This is a genomic window from Tersicoccus solisilvae (assembly GCF_014643255.1).
GTDB lineage: Bacteria > Actinomycetota > Actinomycetes > Actinomycetales > Micrococcaceae > Tersicoccus > Tersicoccus solisilvae.
This window is the reverse complement of sequence record NZ_BMJI01000009.1, coordinates 43,777-59,739: the sequence shown is the minus strand read 5'-3', so window position 1 is coordinate 59,739 and position 15,963 is coordinate 43,777. Positions and strand designations below refer to the sequence as shown.

General features: G+C 71.2%; 19 protein-coding genes. 9 read left to right on the top strand and 10 right to left on the bottom strand.

The window, feature by feature from the left end:
* Positions 1-23: 23 nt before the first annotated feature.
* Positions 24-686: an MSMEG_4193 family putative phosphomutase gene (locus IEX22_RS09025; RefSeq protein WP_188668015.1), complete on the bottom strand. Its 663-nt coding sequence runs from the start codon at positions 684-686 to the stop codon at positions 24-26.
* Between the two features lie 94 nt (positions 687-780).
* Here IEX22_RS09025 and IEX22_RS09020 point away from each other — a divergent pair, with 94 nt between their 5' ends.
* Both IEX22_RS09020 and IEX22_RS09015 read left to right on the top strand, forming a co-directional pair.
* Complete coding sequence (locus tag IEX22_RS09020) at positions 781-2,169, top strand: ATP-binding protein (protein WP_188668014.1); 1,389 nt, start codon at positions 781-783, stop codon at positions 2,167-2,169.
* Positions 2,170-2,179: 10 nt separating this feature from the next.
* Positions 2,180-4,192, top strand: coding sequence for a VWA domain-containing protein (locus IEX22_RS09015; RefSeq protein WP_188668013.1), 2,013 nt, complete (start codon positions 2,180-2,182; stop codon positions 4,190-4,192).
* A gap of 6 nt (positions 4,193-4,198) precedes the next feature.
* Here the strand turns inward: IEX22_RS09015 and IEX22_RS09010 are convergent, their stop codons facing one another.
* Complete coding sequence (locus tag IEX22_RS09010) at positions 4,199-5,122, bottom strand: NADP-dependent oxidoreductase (RefSeq protein ID WP_188668012.1); 924 nt, start codon at positions 5,120-5,122, stop codon at positions 4,199-4,201.
* 149 nt (positions 5,123-5,271) lie between these two features.
* Between IEX22_RS09010 and IEX22_RS09005 the strand changes: the two genes are divergently transcribed.
* From IEX22_RS09005 to IEX22_RS08990, 4 genes are read left to right on the top strand one after another with little or no spacing between them, the layout of a single operon-like run.
* Positions 5,272-5,859 (top strand): GNAT family N-acetyltransferase, encoded by a 588-nt coding sequence (locus IEX22_RS09005; protein ID WP_188668011.1) that lies wholly within the window; start codon positions 5,272-5,274, stop codon positions 5,857-5,859.
* Between the two features lie 13 nt (positions 5,860-5,872).
* The gene (locus IEX22_RS09000) at positions 5,873-6,898 is read left to right on the top strand and encodes a pirin family protein (protein ID WP_188668010.1); all 1,026 of its coding nucleotides are present in this window, start codon (positions 5,873-5,875) and stop codon (positions 6,896-6,898) included.
* Positions 6,899-6,952: 54 nt separating this feature from the next.
* On the top strand, positions 6,953-7,297 hold the full coding sequence (locus tag IEX22_RS08995) for a GNAT family N-acetyltransferase (protein WP_229659898.1): 345 nt from the start codon (positions 6,953-6,955) through the stop codon (positions 7,295-7,297).
* A complete protein-coding gene (locus tag IEX22_RS08990) occupies positions 7,294-7,812 on the top strand; it encodes an HAD family hydrolase (protein ID WP_188668049.1) in 519 nt (172 codons plus the stop codon). Before IEX22_RS08995 ends, IEX22_RS08990 begins: the two co-directional genes overlap by 4 nt.
* A gap of 540 nt (positions 7,813-8,352) precedes the next feature.
* Here IEX22_RS08990 and IEX22_RS08980 read toward each other — a convergent pair.
* Complete coding sequence (locus tag IEX22_RS08980; protein WP_188668008.1) at positions 8,353-9,249, bottom strand: arylamine N-acetyltransferase family protein; 897 nt, start codon at positions 9,247-9,249, stop codon at positions 8,353-8,355.
* 162 nt (positions 9,250-9,411) lie between these two features.
* Between IEX22_RS08980 and IEX22_RS08975 the strand changes: the two genes are divergently transcribed.
* Positions 9,412-10,584, top strand: a complete 1,173-nt coding sequence (locus tag IEX22_RS08975; RefSeq protein WP_188668007.1) for a baeRF2 domain-containing protein — start codon at positions 9,412-9,414, stop codon at positions 10,582-10,584.
* A gap of 43 nt (positions 10,585-10,627) precedes the next feature.
* On the opposite strand, the gene IEX22_RS08970 is transcribed toward IEX22_RS08975, so the two are convergent.
* Genes IEX22_RS08970 through IEX22_RS08960 form a run of 3 tightly spaced genes read right to left on the bottom strand, consistent with a single transcriptional unit; the run spans position 10,628 to position 11,639 of the window.
* Positions 10,628-10,927 (bottom strand): winged helix-turn-helix domain-containing protein, encoded by a 300-nt coding sequence (locus IEX22_RS08970; RefSeq protein ID WP_188668006.1) that lies wholly within the window; start codon positions 10,925-10,927, stop codon positions 10,628-10,630.
* Positions 10,924-11,388 (bottom strand): hypothetical protein, encoded by a 465-nt coding sequence (locus IEX22_RS08965; protein WP_188668005.1) that lies wholly within the window; start codon positions 11,386-11,388, stop codon positions 10,924-10,926. Before IEX22_RS08965 ends, IEX22_RS08970 begins: the two co-directional genes overlap by 4 nt.
* Positions 11,385-11,639, bottom strand: a complete 255-nt coding sequence (locus IEX22_RS08960; protein WP_188668004.1) for a hypothetical protein — start codon at positions 11,637-11,639, stop codon at positions 11,385-11,387. Before IEX22_RS08960 ends, IEX22_RS08965 begins: the two co-directional genes overlap by 4 nt.
* A gap of 103 nt (positions 11,640-11,742) precedes the next feature.
* Here IEX22_RS08960 and arfB point away from each other — a divergent pair, with 103 nt between their 5' ends.
* Complete coding sequence (arfB, locus tag IEX22_RS08955; RefSeq protein ID WP_188668003.1) at positions 11,743-12,183, top strand: alternative ribosome rescue aminoacyl-tRNA hydrolase ArfB; 441 nt, start codon at positions 11,743-11,745, stop codon at positions 12,181-12,183.
* A gap of 39 nt (positions 12,184-12,222) precedes the next feature.
* On the opposite strand, the gene IEX22_RS08950 is transcribed toward arfB, so the two are convergent.
* Both IEX22_RS08950 and IEX22_RS08945 read right to left on the bottom strand, forming a co-directional pair.
* On the bottom strand, positions 12,223-12,720 hold the full coding sequence (locus IEX22_RS08950; protein WP_188668002.1) for a GNAT family N-acetyltransferase: 498 nt from the start codon (positions 12,718-12,720) through the stop codon (positions 12,223-12,225).
* On the bottom strand, positions 12,717-13,268 hold the full coding sequence (locus IEX22_RS08945; protein WP_188668001.1) for a putative immunity protein: 552 nt from the start codon (positions 13,266-13,268) through the stop codon (positions 12,717-12,719). Before IEX22_RS08945 ends, IEX22_RS08950 begins: the two co-directional genes overlap by 4 nt.
* Positions 13,269-13,372: 104 nt before the next feature.
* On the opposite strand from IEX22_RS08945, the gene IEX22_RS08940 reads away from it, so the two are divergent.
* Entirely contained in the window at positions 13,373-14,191 is an 819-nt protein-coding gene (locus IEX22_RS08940) for an SDR family oxidoreductase (protein ID WP_188668000.1), read from the top strand.
* A gap of 9 nt (positions 14,192-14,200) precedes the next feature.
* On the opposite strand, the gene IEX22_RS08935 is transcribed toward IEX22_RS08940, so the two are convergent.
* Positions 14,201-14,794 carry a DUF4276 family protein gene (locus IEX22_RS08935; protein WP_188667999.1) on the bottom strand — a complete coding sequence of 198 codons (594 nt, stop codon included), beginning with the start codon at positions 14,792-14,794 and terminating at the stop codon, positions 14,201-14,203.
* Between the two features lie 9 nt (positions 14,795-14,803).
* On the bottom strand, positions 14,804-15,961 hold the full coding sequence (locus tag IEX22_RS08930; RefSeq protein ID WP_188667998.1) for an AAA family ATPase: 1,158 nt from the start codon (positions 15,959-15,961) through the stop codon (positions 14,804-14,806).
* Between the last annotated feature and the right edge of the window lie 2 nt (positions 15,962-15,963).

The following is a 15,963-nucleotide window of genomic DNA, read 5'->3' as shown; positions in this document are numbered from 1 at the left end:
GCCGGTTCTCACGATGCCGGTTCTCACGATGCCGTCAGGTCCGCCAGCGACGCCTGGGACGAGTTGACCATCAGCACCACCGGGTCCCGCCCGTCCTGGTAGGAGATCACCGAGACCGAGCACGGGTCGACGCTGATCCGCTGAAACCGGTTCAGCGGGGTGCCCAGGGCGTCGGCGAGCGCGACGCGGATCGGGTCGGCGTGGGAGAAGCAGACCGCCGTGCCGCCGAGGTGGGCGTCCCGCACCCGGGCCAGAGCGGCGACCATCCGCTCCTGCATCGCCACGAAGCTCTCGCCCCCGGGGAACGTGAAGGCCTCGGGCTCGGCCTGCACGGTGCGCCACTCGGGCAGCTTCGCCAGGTCCGCGAGCGCCTGCCCGGTCCACTCCCCGACGTCGCACTCGATCAGCCCGGCGTCCTCGGCGACCGGGAGCCCGGTGCGTTCCGCGGTGGGCTGCGCGGTCTCGCGGGTCCGCTGCAGCGGGGAGCTGTAGAGGGCGTCGATGGTGCGGGCGGTCAGCCGCTCGGCGACCCGCTCCGCCTGCTCGCGGCCGGTCTCGGACAGTCCGAGGCCCGGGGCCCGACCGGGGAGCAGCCGGCCCGTCGTCGGGGTCGTCCCGTGGCGGACGAGGATCACCAGGGTGGTCGGGGCCGGCAGTGATGCGGCCTCGGGCTGTCCGGTCGTCATGAGGGCAGCGTAGGCACGGTGCGTGACCCGCCGCACTCCGCCCCGGGTGAACAGACCTTCCGAGTATCGAGAGAACGGGTCTAGCGTGATTCAGGTGAGTGAGCAGCCCGAGATCAGCACCGTGGCGCAGCTGCGCGCGGCCGGCCACGTCCAGAAGACCCTCCGCGAGGAGATCCGCGACAACCTGCTGGCGGCGCTGGCCGCCGGGGAGAATCCCTGGCCGGGCCTGCACGGCTTCGACCGCACCGTCATCCCCCAGCTGGAGCGCGCCCTGATCGCCGGGCACGACGTCGTCCTGCTCGGCGAGCGCGGGCAGGGCAAGACCCGCCTGCTGCGCACCCTGACCGGGCTGCTCGACGAGTGGACCCCCGTGATCGAGGGCTCCGAGCTGAACGAGCACCCCTACGAGCCGATCACCTCCGAGTCGAGGGCCCGCGCCGCGATCGAGGGCGACCGGCTGCCCGTCGCCTGGCAGCACCGCTCCGAGCGGTACGTCGAGAAGCTCTCCACCCCGGACACCTCGGTGGCGGACATGATCGGCGACGTCGACCCGATGCGGGTGGCCGAGGGCCGCCGGCTCGGTGACCCCGAGACCATCCATTTCGGCCTGGTCCCCCGCGCCAACCGCGGCATCGTCGCCCTGAACGAGCTGCCCGACCTCGCCGAGCGCATCCAGGTGGCCCTGCTGAACGTGATGGAGGAGCGCGACATCCAGATCCGCGGCTACGTGCTGCGGCTGCCGCTGGACGTGCTCGTCGTCGCCTCCGCCAACCCCGAGGACTACACCAACCGCGGCCGGATCATCACCCCGCTGAAGGACCGGTTCGGCGCCGAGATCCGCACCCACTACCCGATCGAGCTCGAGGACGAGGTCGCCGTCGTGCGGCAGGAGGCCGCGCTGACCGCGGACGTGCCGGACGTGATCATGGAGATCCTCGCCCGCTTCACCCGCGCGCTGCGCGAGTCCAGCGAGATCAACCAGGCCTCGGGCGTCTCCGCCCGGTTCGCCATCGCCGGCGCCGAGACCGTCGCGGCCGCCGCCCGGCACCGCGCCACCGTGCGCGCCGGCGACGAGCCCGTCGCCCGCCTGGTCGACCTGGAGACCGCCGTCGACGTGCTCATGGGCAAGATCGAGTTCGAGTCCGGCGAGGAGGGCCGCGAGCGCGCCATCCTCGAGCACCGGCTGCGCACCGCCACCGCCGAAGCGGTGCGGGAGCACTTCCGGGGCCTGGACTTCGGCCCGCTGGTCGAGGCGTTCGACGGGCGTCGCACCATCACCACCGGCGAGCGGGTCACCGCCGCGGAGTTCCTCGACGCGCTGCCGGACCTGTCCGGGTCCACGCTGTACGACGACATCGCCGGCCGCCTCAACGGCGGCAGCACCGGCCACCGCGCCGGCGCCATCGAACTCGCCCTCGAGGGGCTCTACCTCGCCCGCAAGCTCTCCAAGGAGAGCGGCGACGGGGAGACCGTCTACGGATAGGGAGCACACCATGCCGGGCCACCACCAGTCCTCCTTCAGCTACGGCCGTTACGCGGGCGGCCCCGACCCGCTCGCGCCCCCGGTCGACCTCGCCGAAGCGCTGGACGCGATCGCCGAGGACGTCATGTCCGGGTACTCCCCCGAGCAGGCGATGCGGGAGTTCCTGCGCCGGGGCGGCCGCAACCGGCAGGGCCTGGACGACCTGGCCGGCCGGGTGCAGCAGCGGCGCCGCGACCTGCTCCAGCAGCACCGCCTCGGCGGCACCCTCGACCAGATCAAGGAGCTGCTCGATGCGGCAGTCCTCGAGGAACGCAAGCAGCTGGTCCGCGACGCCATGATGGACAACACGGACCGGGCGTTCCGCGAGATGCGGATGGAGAACCTGCCCTCCTCGACCGCCGCGGCGGTGAACGAGCTCGCCGACTACGACTGGCAGTCCCAGGAAGCGCGCCAGACGTACGAACAGATCAAGGACCTGCTCGGCCGGGAGATGCTGGACCAGCGGTTCGCCGGGATGAAGCAGGCGCTGGAGAACGCGACCGACGAGGACCGGGAGGCGATCTCCCAGATGCTCTCGGACCTGAACGACCTGCTCGAGAAGCACGCCCGGGGGGAGGACACCCCGGAGGACTTCGAGGACTTCATGGCCAAACATGGCGACGCGTTCCCGGAGAACCCGCAGAACGTCGACGAGCTGATCGACGCCCTCGCGCAGCGCTCGGCCGCGGCCCAGCGGATGCTGCGGTCCATGAGCGCCGAACAGCGGCAGGAGCTGATGTCACTCTCCGCCCAGGCGTTCGGGTCCCCCGAGCTGATGGCGCAGCTGGACCGGCTCGACTCCGCACTGCAGGGCCTGCGCCCCGGCGAGGACTGGACCGGCTCCGAGCGGTTCGAGGGCCAGGAGGGGCTGGGGCTCGGCGACGGCACCGGCGTGCTGCAGGACCTCGCGGAGCTGGACTCCCTCGCCGAGCAGCTCTCCCAGTCCTACGCCGGCTCGACGCTCTCCGACGTCGACGTCGAGTCCCTGGCCCGGCAGCTCGGCGACGAGGCGGCGGTCTCCGCGCGCACCCTGGCCGAGCTGGAGCGCGCGATGAAGGAGAGCGGGTACCTGCGCCGCGGTGCCGACGGCGACCTGCGGCTCTCTCCCAGGGCGATGCGCCGGCTCGGCAAGTCGCTGCTGCGGGATGCCGCGGGCCGGCTCTCGGGCCGCCAGGGGGGCCGGGAGACCCGGCTGGCCGGGGCGGCCGGCGAGGCGACCGGGTCCACCCGGTCCTGGCAGTTCGGGGACATCGAGCCGTGGGACGTCGGCCGCACGATGACCAACGCGATCGGCCGCGTGGCCGCCGAGGGCGGGAACCCGGCCGGCGGGATCCGGCTGGACGTGCGCGACGTCGAGGTCCGGGAGACCGAGGCCCGCACGCAGGCGGCCGTCGCGCTGCTCGTGGACACGTCGTTCTCGATGGCGGCGGAGGGCCGCTGGGTGCCGATGAAGCGCACCGCGCTGGCCCTGCACCACCTCGTCTCCACCCGGTTCCGCGGGGACCGCCTGCAGCTGATCACCTTCGGCCGGTACGCGCAGCAGCGGGACATCGGCGAACTGACCGCCCTCGCGGCGATGCGGGAGCAGGGCACCAACCTGCACCACGGCCTCACCCTGGCCACCCGCTTCTTCCGCCAGCACCCGACGATGCAGCCGGTGCTGCTCGTCGTCACCGACGGGGAGCCGACGGCGCACCTGGTGGGCAACGGGCAGGCCTGGTTCTCCTGGCCGCCCGAACCCGAGACGGTGCGCGCGACGGTCGCGGAGCTGGACCGGGTGGGCCGGCTCGGCGCGGAGGTCACGTTCTTCCGCCTGGGCGACGACCCTGGCCTGGAGCGGTTCCTGCAGTCGATGGCGCACCGCGTGGACGGCCGCGTCGTCTCGCCCGACCCCGCCGACCTGGGCGCCGCCGTCGTCGGCGAGTTCCTGCGCCACCGCTACCCCGGCACCGGCTCGACCTTCGGCGACATCGCGTGGGAGTGAGACCGCTCAGCGGGTGACGTCGATGACCAGCTTGCCCTTCGCCTCGCCCGCCTGGCTGACCCGGAACGCCTCGGCCACCTCGCCGAGGCCGAACGTGCGGTCGATGTCGACCCGCAACTCGCCCGCGTCGACGAGCCGCAGCAACTCCGCCAGGCCCGCCGCGTCGGGGCGCACCCAGATCCACCGGCCGCCGCGCTCGGCGACGGAGGGGTCGGTGATCGACACGTGCCGGCCGCCGTCCTTCAGCAGCGCCAGCGTCGTCTCGAGCACGTCGCCCGCGTAGTCGGCGACGGCGTCGACGCCGTCCGGCGCGATCTCCCGCACGCGCTCCGCCAGCCCGGCGCCGTACGCGACCGGCGCGACGCCGAGATCGCGCAGCTTGCCGGCACTCGCCTCCGAGGCGGTGCCGATCACCGTCGCCCCCTGCCGCAGGGCCAGCTGCGCGGCCAGGTACCCGACGCCGCCCGCGGCCGCGTGGATCAGTACCGTGTGCCCGGCCGTCAGGTCGAGGGCCTCGATGCTCCGCTTCGCGGTCAGCCCGGTCAGCGGCAGCGCGGCGGCCGCGTCGTCACCCACGCCGTCGGGAATGGTGGTGGCGAACTCGGCCGGCAGGGTCACGTACTCGGCGAAGGTGCCGCCGGAGACGACCATCTTGCGGCCGTAGGCGGCCACGCGGTCCCCGGGCGTGAACTCGGGGGTGTCCGGGCCGGCCTGCTCGACGGCGCCGGCGACGTCCCACCCCGGGACCACCGGGAAGTGGGCGTCCATCATGGCGTCCAGCCCGCCGGCCATCACCTTCCAGTCCACGGGGTTGACGGAGGCACGGCTCACGCGGACGAGGATCTGCCCGGGACCCACCTTCGGGGTCGGCAGGTCGCGCAGCTGCAGGACATCGGGGTCGCCGTATCGGTCGTAGGTCATGGCTCGCATACCTCGGGCAACGGCCGGCGGCTGCCGGCCTATTCCGATGTCGGGCTGACCGCAGGTTTCCCGCGCTCCGGGGCGGCGCCGCGCTACAGTCGGACCCACCGCCGTTGCGTCACCACGACCCCGCAGGACCGACGACCCGGAGGCGCCCGATGACCTGGACCACCCACCCCGTCACCCCGGACCGGTTCGACGACTTCGCCGACATCGTCAACCCGCGCCGGCGCGCGCGGGCGTGCTGGTGCGTCGCCCCGCGGCTGCGGGCGGCCGACGTGCGGGACCTGGGCGGCGGCGACCGCGAACGGGCCATGCGCGCCCTCTGCGCCCGGCATCCGCCCGGCGTCGTGACCTATCGGGACGGCGACCCGGTGGGCTGGTGCCACCTCGGCCCGCGCGCCGACATCCCCCGACTCGCGGAAGCCCGACTGATCCGCCCCGTGGACGCGGTGCCGGTGTGGAGCATCGTCTGCCTGGTGGTCCGGGCCGGGCATCGGCGTCAGGGCGTCACCGGACATCTCATCGACGGCGCCGTCGCGTGGGCGCGGTCCGAGGGGGCGCCCGCCGTCGAGGCCTACCCGGTGGAGCCGCCGGGCGGGAAGAACGGGTCCCGGATGGACACCGCCCGGCTCTTCGTCGGCACCCGCTCCATGTTCGACCGAGCCGGGTTCGACGTCGTCGGCACCACGGACGCGCAGGCCAACGGGCTGCCCCGGCTGATCATGCGCAGGACGCTGACGTGAGGAGACGAGCGCGATGACGAATCTCGAGATCGACCCGCAGGAGATCCTCTGCACCAGCCCGGAGACCGCGCCCGGCGCGCAGGTGCTCGAGCCCCGGGACGTGCCGCTCGGCGGGCCGCGGGCGATGACCGTGCGGCGCACTCTGCCGCAGCGCCGCCGGTCGCTGATCGGGTCCTGGTGCTTCGCCGACCACTACGGCCCCGACCCGGTGTCCGCGTCCGGCGGCATGCGCGTGGCCCGGCACCCCCACACCGGCCTGGCCACGGTGAGCCTGCTGTTCACCGGCGGCATCGACCACCTCGACTCGGCGGGCAACGCCGCACGGGTCAGTCCGGGCGAGGTGAACCTGATGATCGCCGGCCGCGGGATCTCCCACCAGGAGTTCTCCACGCCCGACACCACGACCTTGCACGGGGTGCAGCTCTGGTACGCCCTGCCGGACGCGACCCGCCACCGGCCGCCGTCGTTCGCACACCACGCGCCCGCGCCCGTGCACCCGCAGCACGGCGCCGAACTGCGGGTCTACCTCGGCTCCCTCGCCGGCGCCGTCTCGCCCGTGCAGACGCACACGCCCCCGCTGCTCGCCGCCGAGATCCTCCTGCGGCCGGGCACGCGGCTCGACCTGGAGGTCGAGGCGGCGTTCGAACACGGGGTGCTGCTGGACGCCGGCGACCTGGACGTCGACGGGACCGCCCTGCCGGGCGACCACCTGGCGTATCTGCCCCCGGGCCGCAGCACGCTGCGCCTGGCCGCCGGCGACGGCGGCCCGGACGGGCTCGTGCGGGCCCTGCTGATCGGCGGTGTGCCGCTCGGCGAGCAGATCGTGATGTGGTGGAACTTCGTCGGGCGCACCCACGAGGAGGTCGTCGCCTACCGGAGTGCCTGGCAGGCAGAGATCGGCGCCGAGCCGCCCGACCCGGCGCCGTCGCCGGACACCGGCGACGGGCCGGCGGAGCGGTTCGGCCCGTACCCGGCCGGGCACCCGGCCCCCCTGCCGGCGCCCGCGCTGCCCACCGTCCGGCTGCGCCCGCGCGGCTGAGATCCCGCCCCGATGCCGACCGACCGACTCGCACCGACCCCTCAGGAGGCCCCCGTGGACGCCGACATCACGGTCCGCAACAACACCGGCCGCGGCCGCTACGAACTGCTCGACGACGGCGCCGTCGTCGGCCGGGCGTACTGGGCCGCCTTCGACGGCCCCGCCGGGCCCGAGCGGATCTTCTTCCACACGACCGTCGACGAGGACCGCGCCGGCCAGGGACTGGCGTCCACGCTCGTGCGGCAGGCGCTGGCGGACACCGCTCGCTCCGCCATCGGCATCGTCCCGGTCTGCCCCTACGTCAAGACGTGGCTGAGCAAGCACCCGGAGCAGACCGGCGTGGTCGCAGTCCGGCCGGAGCACCTCGCGGCCCTGCCCAGCGCGGAACCGACAGCGTGAGCGAGAGCGCCGGCGCCGTGCGGTCCGCCGCGATCGACGTCATCGTCTTCGACGTCAACGAGACCCTGTCGGACATGGGTCCGCTCGGGCGGTCGTTCGCCGCCGCCGGGGCCGACGAGGGCCTGGCGGCCACGTGGTTCGCCGGCATCCTCCGCGATGGCTTCGCCGCGGGCCTCGCCGGTGACAACGCCGGGTTCGCCGAGATCGCCCGCACCAGCGCGGCGGACCTGCTGGCCGGTCACGGCGTGGCCGACTCCGAGGACGCCCCGGCGTGGAAGCCGCACCCGTCGTCGTACGCTCATGCCGTGCAGGCCTGCGGTACCCCGCCCGACCGCATGCTGCTGGTCGCCGTGCACCCGTGGGACGTGCACGGGGCGCACGCGGCCGGCCTGCGCACCGCCTGGATCAACCGGACGCACGGCACGTGGCCGGGGTACTTCAAGTCCGCCGACGCCGGGTCGAGGAACAGGAACCGGGCGCTGTTGGGGCACTCCCCCCGGTCGGCCTGGTCGTAGAGGGGCTGGTAGAGGGCGCGGCCGAGCGTTGGCGGCGAGCACGTCGAAGGTGCCGTTGCGCAGGTAGGCCGGCATCGGGAGCTGGTCGAGGATCCGCTGCAGGGCCGGACGCACGCGCTTCTTCGCGGGGTTGCGCCGCAGCGCCCGCCGGCTCGGCGACGAGCTCGCGGTGCGGACCAGGTGGCACAGGTGGTCTCGCTCGGCCTCGTCGAGCTGCAGGGCGTGGCGATGCCGTCCAGGACGCCGTCCGAGACGCTGCCGGCGCCCCCGCGTGCGAGCCGCGTGTAGTACTCGACGCTGATGCCGGCGAGCAGCGCGACCTCCTCGCGGCGCAGCCCGGCGACGCGCCAGTTGACCCCGTAGACGGGCAGCCCGGCCCGGTCGGGGGTGATCCGGGCGCGGCGTGTGGTGAGGAACTCGCGGATCTCGTCCTTGGCGCTCATGCCATCGACGGTACGGTTCATCGCCCGGCGCGGGATGCCCTGCCGGTACCCCTCTCGACCGGGCCCGTCGCGGATCGAACCCCGGTCGGGCAGGAGCTCAGTTCGTGGCGATGAGGTGGGCGGAGGTGCGCCGCTCCGTGCGCAGGTCCGCCACCTGCCAGTGGGCCAGGATCACCTCCAGGCGTGCGGCGTCCTCACCGGACAGCTCCACGTCGAGGTCCCGCACGGCCTGGATCGTCTCCCGCGGCGAGAGCTCCTCGCGGACGGTGTCCCGGCCGGGCCGGCGGAGGGTCCTCGCCCCGTCGATCACGGTCACGTGACCCTCGCCGGTGAACCGGCTGACGACGAGCCGGCGCAGGAACGTGCTCCCGTCGGGGTCGGTGGAGGTGGTCAGGTGCGCGGACCGGACGTCCTTGGGCACCACCCGCAGCACGTCGGTGAGGTGCTGGAGCTCGCCGTTGCGCCGCAGCTCCCAGTGTTCCACCCCGTCGATCAGGTGTCGGCGCAGGTCGAAGACGCCGGTCCACTCGCGCCGCTCCGCCCCGTCGGCCACCTCGAGCGGCCCCGTGATGCTCAGTCCGAATCCCGGATCGGCCAGGTACGTCGTCCCGTCGACGTCCACGTGCAGCGTGAGATGGGTACGGCCGTTCTCCGGCGCGTGCACCCGGCCGAGCCGGCGGGTGACCGGGTAGCCGAGGCCCTGCAGCGCCGCCGCCATCAGCTGGGCGTGCTCGAAGCAGTACCCGCCACGCCCGCGGCGCACGAGCTTGTCCATGATCGCGGCGGGCGCCACCCCGGGATGCTGCCGGAGCAGGACGTCGACGTTGCTGAACGGGAACACCCGCACGTGGGCGGCGTGGATCCGCGCCAGCAGCTCGAGCGTGGGGGCGTCCCGCTCGACGCCGAGCCGGCGCAGATACGCGTCGACGTCGATGTCCTCGGTCTCCCAGGACGCGGACGTCAGGCCGTGGCCGGTCGGAGCTTCGGTGGTCATGGTCGCCTCTCCCCTCGCGTTCGTGGTCTCAGGGTCTCAGACGGTGCGCCCGATCCCGCCCTTGAACCCGTCCCTGCCGAGTGGAAGGGTGAGACAACCCCCAGCGGCGACGCTGCCGGGCATGGGCTCCGTCGCCGCAGGACGAGCAACCAGGAGGTCACCGTGAAACTGCCGTGGTTGAAGCCCGCCCTCGAGGACGCTGGACCGTTCATCTCGGTCCACCTCGACACCACCCGAACCGATCCCAGCGCCGCCACCGAGCTGGCCACCCGCTGGAACCAGTGCCGCTCGCGCCTCTCCTCGGCCGGCGTCGCGGACGACCTGCTCGAGGAGATCGGCGACACCGTGCTCGCGCCGTCGTCCATCGGCGGACGGCACGGCCGGGCGATCATCGCCTCGCCGCGCGCGATCCTGCTCGACCGGGTGCTGCCGGTCCCACCCCGCAAGGACGGGTCCGCGTTCGGCGACGCACCCGTGCTGCTGCCGCTGGTCCAGCTCACCCCCTACGCGGTCAGCCAGCTGCTCATCGAGGTGGACCGGGCCGGAGCCGACCTGCACCTCCGGGCGCCGGAGAACCCCGTGATCGCCCGGTCCCGGAACGACATCGAGGGCGAGTCGAGCGTCGACGGCGGGCACGACGAGCTGCACAAGGCCAGTGTCGGCGGCGGCGCACAGCACGGGTGGCGGGCCCGGAACTTCGACGCCCGCGTCGAGGACTCGTGGGAGCGCAACGCCGAGGCGGTCGCGAAGAAGGTCGACACCATCGTGATGAAGCACAAGCCGGACATGGTGCTGCTCACCGGGGACGTGCGGGCGACGGCCCTGCTGAAGGACGCGCTCGGCGCGGAGGCACGCGCCCGGCTGCGGGTGGTCTCCGGCGGCACCCGCGGCGTGAGCATGGATCGCGCCTCCTTCCGGGAGGAGCTGGAGCGCGTCACCGCCGAGTTCATCGAGAAGCGCCAGCGTGACCTGGCCGACACCTTCCACGAGAACCAGCGCCGCGGCACCGACTCGCTCGCCGGCGTCGCCGAGGTCACGGAGGCACTCGGCCGCGGGCAGGTGGACGAACTGCTGTTCGTGGTCGGGCAGGAGCCGGAGAACATCGAGGAGCTGATCCGGCAGGCCATCGCCACCGACGCCGGCGTCTCGGCCCTGGAGGACGGGGTGGCCTCCGTTCCCGAAGGGGTCGGCGCGCTGCTGCGGTGGCGGGACGAGGCGACGCCGTCCAACGAGCTGTCCAGCATGACGGACGACCCGCGCCGCGAGGACGCCGTGGCCCCCGAGCGGGACGAGCGGACCCCGCACCAGCGCGAGGAGGACGCGATCCGGCGGTGAGGATGCGCCGGCCACCGCGGCCGCGGTTCCAGACCGCTGCTGGTCAGAGCCCCGTCGTCATCTCCCGCAGCGCTGCCACGTGCTCGGTGAGCGCCTTCTGCCCGTCGGGAGTGAGGGACAGCCAGGTGCGAGGCCGCTTGCCGATGAAGCCCTTGCGCATGGCGACGTATCCGGCCTGCTCGAGGGCCCCGGCGTGCTTGGACAGAGCGGAGTCGGTGAGGTCGACGGTCTCCTTGAGCGTCTTGAAGTCGACCTCGTCGACACCGGCGAGGGTGGCCATCAGGGCGAGCCGGATGGGGTTCGTGAAGTGGTCGTTGAGGCGATGGCGGGAATGGGTGCTCACGAGCGTCGCCACCAGCCGGCAATCGTGAGGGGCGCGGCAATCAGCAGCCCGATCAGGATGGCGACGGGCCACGTCTCCCACGGCGTCAGGGCCAGGCCAGCGAGGTAGAGCGCCATCGTGACGAGAAGGCCGACCGTGTAGCGTCGCCCGCCACCGCGCGGGGTGGCGGAACGCGTGCGCAGGTACGCGTAGGTCAGCAGCAGCACCGCCACCACCCAGCGGCCCATGGCCACCAGGAACGCGGGCAGGGACACCTGCGGCGGGAACACCACGGGCACGGTATGGGCGGCACCGATCAGCAGGGCCAGAATCGTCGAGAACCAGCCCAGGTGACGACGAGCGCGGGTCAGCATCGTCGCCCGGCGGGCCGTCACCGCGGCGATCGCCGCCTCATCCCGCATGCTCGCCTCCTGCGCCGGGTCCCCGGCGCGCCGCACCGGACCCGTCGTCTCGTCCGTCATCGGATCGCTCGCCGGCGGGACGTCCGGTACGTGCTGTAGCCAGCGGCGAGGGAGGCTCCCCCGGCCGCCATGCTGGAGGACGCCACCACGCTGAGGCCGGGTTGACCGGTGACGATGCCGGCGACGATCAGGGTGATGCCGACCACCGAGATCACCACGGCGGCCACGGCGAGACCGATCCGGGTGTAGCGAAGCCTGTCGTTGGTCGCCGTGGTGGTCATGGTGCTCTCCTCGAGGTCTCGACGTTTCATGCACTCAGTGTGACAAGTAGTTTCCACTTCGGCAAGTACTTGTTCTGTTGGACGATCGGTCCCTGCTGCCTCGTCCGCGCTCAGGAGCGGTCACACTGGGACGATGGACGATCTGCAGGTGCCGCCCGGGCCCGGCGTGCCGCACGGGCTCGTGGTGCCCGGCTCGGACCTGGTCGAGCGCTTCTCCCATGCGTCCGGCCCGGGTGGGCAGGGCGTGAACACGGCCGACTCGCGGGTGCAGCTGAGCCTGGATCTGGCCGCCACCACGGCGCTGGACGACGTGCTGCGTGCACGTCTGCTCCGGGCGCTGGCGAACCGGCTCGCCGGCTCCGTCCTCACCGTCGAGTCCTCCGAGCAACGCTCCCAATTCCGCAACCGCACCGCGGCCCGCGAGCGTCTCGCGGCGCTCCTGCGGGAGGCGGCGGCACCGCCGATCCCCCGCCGGCCGACCAGGCCGACCCGCGGCTCCCGACGGCGTAGGCTCGAGGCGAAACGGCAGCGGGCCGAGGTCAAGCAAGCCCGCCGGCGGCCGCGCGCGGAGTGACCTGCGTCGTCTCACGCGTCTCTGCCCAGCAGTGGCCGCTCAGGGAGCGCCGGTGCTGCCCACCCACCGGGTCTCCCCGTCGACGGCCACGGACGTCGGTTCCAGCCCGAGCCGCGCGGCGACGCGACGGGACGCCTCGTGCGCCGGGTCGATGTGGGCGATCACCCGGGTCACCCCGAGATCCGCCAGCTCGGCCAGGAGCAGGGACGCCGCCCGAGAGGCGAGTCCGCGCTCCTGCCACGGGCGGCCGATCACCCAGGCGATCGTCGCCGGCCCGCCGTCGTCCGGGACGGTGGCCTGCACGTATCCGACCGGCTGCGCGCCGAGCAGCACGATCAGGTTCACCCACCGTTCGCCGCCACCGACGGGTCCTCCGCGCAGCTGTGCGGCATACCGATCGTGCAACTGCTCGACCGTCGGCGGCTCGCCGCCGGTGAATGCGTAGAGGGACGGGTCCGCCAGCACCTCGGCCATCACTGATGCGTCCTCGAGGCGGAGAGCACGCAGGCCGATCCTCTCGGTCGACTCCCGTCTCATTCGACCACCGCGTCGCCGCTGCCGACCTCCGCCTGGATCCGGCGGATGACGTCCCCCAGGATGCCGCGGGCGAGCAGCCCCGGTCCGAGTGGGCCGGACGAGTCGGCGCCCAGGGCCGGGAGGCGTCGGAGTACGGCGCGCTCGTCGGCCGTGAGGTGCTCGAGCTGCCAGCGGATCTCCGCCTGTTCCGCCTCCGGGGACCCCGGGTGGGCGAGGGAGACGGCCTTGACGGCGTAGGCGGCGGCACCGAGCGCGTGCGCGGCGAGGTGGGCGACGCCCGAGGCCTGCGCGGCCGAGCGGGCGGCGGCCGCACCGGCGGGCGTGCTCGCCCTGCTCGCGGCCTTGACCGCGATCATCCGCTGGGCGATCTCCTCGGCGGCCGTGCTCTCCCCCGCACTGTAGGCCCGGGTGCGCGTGACAGCGTCGTGCACCTGATCCAGGGCGGCGGGCTCGACGTCGACCAGCGGGAGCACCCGCTCGGCGCAGGCCGCCGCCCAGCGGGCGATGGTGCGCCGGTCCGCGTCGCTGAGCGTCTGGATCGAGGCCACGGCCCAATCCTGTCACGGACAAGATCGGGTCACGGGGAAGTCTTCGCCGTGGTCGCGCGTTTGCGCCAGAGAGACAGCGTGTACACGATCGAGAGGACAGCACCATGACCAGGACCTGGTTCATCACGGGGGCATCCAAGGGCTTCGGGCGGGAGTGGGCCGAGGCGGCCCTGGGGCGCGGGGACCACGTCGCCGGCACCGCGCGCAGGCTCGACACGATCCGCGACCTCGCCGACACGTATCCCGACACGTTCCTGCCGATCCAGCTCGACGTCACCGACCGTGACGCCGATTTCGCGGCCGTCCAGCAGGCCGCGGAGCACTTCGGCCGACTCGACGTCGTCGTCAACAACGCCGGTTACGGGCACTTCGGCATGATCGAGGAGTTGTCCGAGGCGGAGGTCCGGGCGCAGCTGGAGACCAACCTGTTCGGTGCCCTGTGGGTCACCCAGGCGGCCCTTCCGATCATGCGCGAGCAGGGGTCGGGGCACATCATCCAGGTGTCGAGCATCGGCGGGATCAGCGCTTTCCCGACCGTCGGCGCCTACCACGCGTCGAAGTGGGCCCTGGAGGGCTTCTCCCAGTCGCTCTCCCAGGAGGTGGCCGGCTTCAACATCAAGGTGACGCTGATCGAGCCCGGCGGGTTCTCCACCGACTGGTCCGGCCCGTCCGCCACGCACAGCGAGGAGATGGAGGAGTACGCCTCGGTGCGTGAGGCCGCGGCGAAGCGTCCGTCGGCGAACAACCCGGGCGACCCCGAGGCCACCCGGGCCGCGATCCTCAAGGTCGTCGACGCGGAGAACCCGCCGCTGCGGGTCTTCTTCGGCACGGCGCCGCTGGGCATCGCGACGAAGGACTACGAATCGCGCCTGGCGACGTGGAACGAGTGGCAGCCGGTCTCGGTCGAGGCCCACGGGAAGTAACCGGGGTGTTCACCAAGTGAGCATTTCTCTCATGAACTGATCCAGACTGAAGGAATTCGCTCTCGCACGCGCGGGGGACCAGACTTCTGACACTGCCCGCGCTGCCAACGCATTGTAGCCTTCACCTATCTTTAGACGACCATGTTCCTCGCGGACCAGCTGCTCCTTTATTCGTCGAGCTGATTTCAATGCCTGAGTCAGCAGCCATTCCTTTGGACTTTCGATCGTGTCGGTGGGGACAGGAATTGCCCGACATTTCTTGCCCAACATGTGAGCTACCGCCAGTTCGTCAGCTAGAAGCCAGGCCTCGACTTCCTGCACCGCGACCGCAAGGTGAAATCGAGAACTTTCGTAAGTTAGACCCTTCATCCATTGCGAACGGACAACGTCGGGCGCCTCAGGTCCGTCAGAGTCGGTCAACATAATTACCGGCATGCCGGCCTGCGCAGCGGACACTAGATTCGGTAGGCGGTTTCGAAGGTGACCGTTGCCCTTACGCCCGATTGAAAGACCAACAACGAGCTGCGGGGAAAACTCAGCAATGACTCGGCTGAGCAACACCTCTGAAAGTTGATCCTCAATCGCGATCGTTACGCTTCGCATCCTACTTAATCACTGCCATTGGGAAAATTCGGTCAAACCGGCGGCTCGCGTCTTCGGAAGGAGCACTTCCGCCGGGGAAAGCCCGGCATCCAGCAGCATCTGCTCGCCCTCGTTCGCAAGACGACCTGTTGTGCCCTCGGCCCCAACTTCGAGTATTAGAACTTGGTTACTCGAGATACCGGGATTACTTAGAAGGGCATCACTATGGGTTGTCGCAATTACCTGACGACTACGCTTTGCAGCTGCACGAACAGCCTTGAAGAGTGCGGGAATCTCGCGAACTACAGCGTCATTTAGTGAAAGTTCCGGCTCTTCGAGTTGCAAGACCGATGATCCTTCTTGGAGCATCCAAAGAAGCGCGATTAGACGCAGCGTACCGTCGGAGAATGAGTCTTCCCGTTGCCACCCGGCATTAGGCCGATGATGCGCGTACCGTGCTTCCAGGTGCGGCTTGCCAGAAACGTCGTCGCGAACGAAGCGGATCTCCTTGAATTGAGGTACTGCTGTCTCTAATGCCTGCTGAATGCGTCGCAGACGGGCGTCTCGCACCCTAGGGGCCGCCCGCGCGATACGTTCCAGAAACCCTTGACCGTACGGATCATCTTGTACCGCGATTCCCCCAGTGAGGTCCGGGTACTTCAGCAATTGCGGGACAAGGTGCACGAACGCAATCTCCGACAAGAAGCGGGCCAATTCTCGAAACTTGGAGTTTTCAGCGATTTGCTCAAGGGCGGTCTGCGTTAGCAACTCCGAATCGCCCGCATCAGCTTTCGAAGGTCGAGAGACGATACGGGCGCCTTCGTGCTCGACCTCCTCGTGAGAAACGACCGATCGCCTGCGGCCGCGTCTTTCTTGATTTAGACCAAGCGCATATCGCCACACCGGAGAGGCGCTTCCCGGAACTTCTGAAACGAAAACTTCTATTCGTACTTCGGGGTCATTCCGTGCATGGAGACATCGAATTTTCTGCAATCCCCCACGCGCCGTAACGGCCGCTTGAAGTCCACCACCCGAGGGCCGCGCAATATCGCGAAGAAAGATTAACGCGTCGAGCAGGTTGGACTTACCAGAAGCATTCGGTCCGATGATGTACATCTGCTCGTCGAGGGCAAAATCTAGATGGCGAAAATTTCGCCAATTCTTGAGGCGAATACGAGAGATGTACATCT

What these genes read in the sequence shown, in the direction of transcription:
- IEX22_RS08960 (WP_188668004.1), bottom strand. Translation starts at nt 11,639, where the DNA reads ATGAAACGTCGAGACCTCGAGGAGAGCACCATGACCACCACGGCGACC.
- IEX22_RS08930 (WP_188667998.1), bottom strand. Translation starts at nt 15,961, where the DNA reads ATGTACATCTCTCGTATTCGCCTCAAGAATTGGCGAAATTTTCGCCAT.
- IEX22_RS09000 (WP_188668010.1), top strand. Translation starts at nt 5,873, where the DNA reads ATGACGAATCTCGAGATCGACCCGCAGGAGATCCTCTGCACCAGCCCG.
- IEX22_RS08965 (WP_188668005.1), bottom strand. Translation starts at nt 11,388, where the DNA reads ATGACGGACGAGACGACGGGTCCGGTGCGGCGCGCCGGGGACCCGGCG.
- IEX22_RS08980 (WP_188668008.1), bottom strand. Translation starts at nt 9,249, where the DNA reads ATGACCACCGAAGCTCCGACCGGCCACGGCCTGACGTCCGCGTCCTGG.
- IEX22_RS09025 (WP_188668015.1), bottom strand. Translation starts at nt 686, where the DNA reads ATGACGACCGGACAGCCCGAGGCCGCATCACTGCCGGCCCCGACCACC.
- IEX22_RS08935 (WP_188667999.1), bottom strand. Translation starts at nt 14,794, where the DNA reads ATGCGAAGCGTAACGATCGCGATTGAGGATCAACTTTCAGAGGTGTTG.
- IEX22_RS09010 (WP_188668012.1), bottom strand. Translation starts at nt 5,122, where the DNA reads ATGCGAGCCATGACCTACGACCGATACGGCGACCCCGATGTCCTGCAG.
- IEX22_RS08950 (WP_188668002.1), bottom strand. Translation starts at nt 12,720, where the DNA reads ATGAGACGGGAGTCGACCGAGAGGATCGGCCTGCGTGCTCTCCGCCTC.
- IEX22_RS09015 (WP_188668013.1), top strand. Translation starts at nt 2,180, where the DNA reads ATGCCGGGCCACCACCAGTCCTCCTTCAGCTACGGCCGTTACGCGGGC.
- arfB (WP_188668003.1), top strand. Translation starts at nt 11,743, where the DNA reads ATGGACGATCTGCAGGTGCCGCCCGGGCCCGGCGTGCCGCACGGGCTC.
- IEX22_RS09005 (WP_188668011.1), top strand. Translation starts at nt 5,272, where the DNA reads ATGACCTGGACCACCCACCCCGTCACCCCGGACCGGTTCGACGACTTC.
- IEX22_RS08940 (WP_188668000.1), top strand. Translation starts at nt 13,373, where the DNA reads ATGACCAGGACCTGGTTCATCACGGGGGCATCCAAGGGCTTCGGGCGG.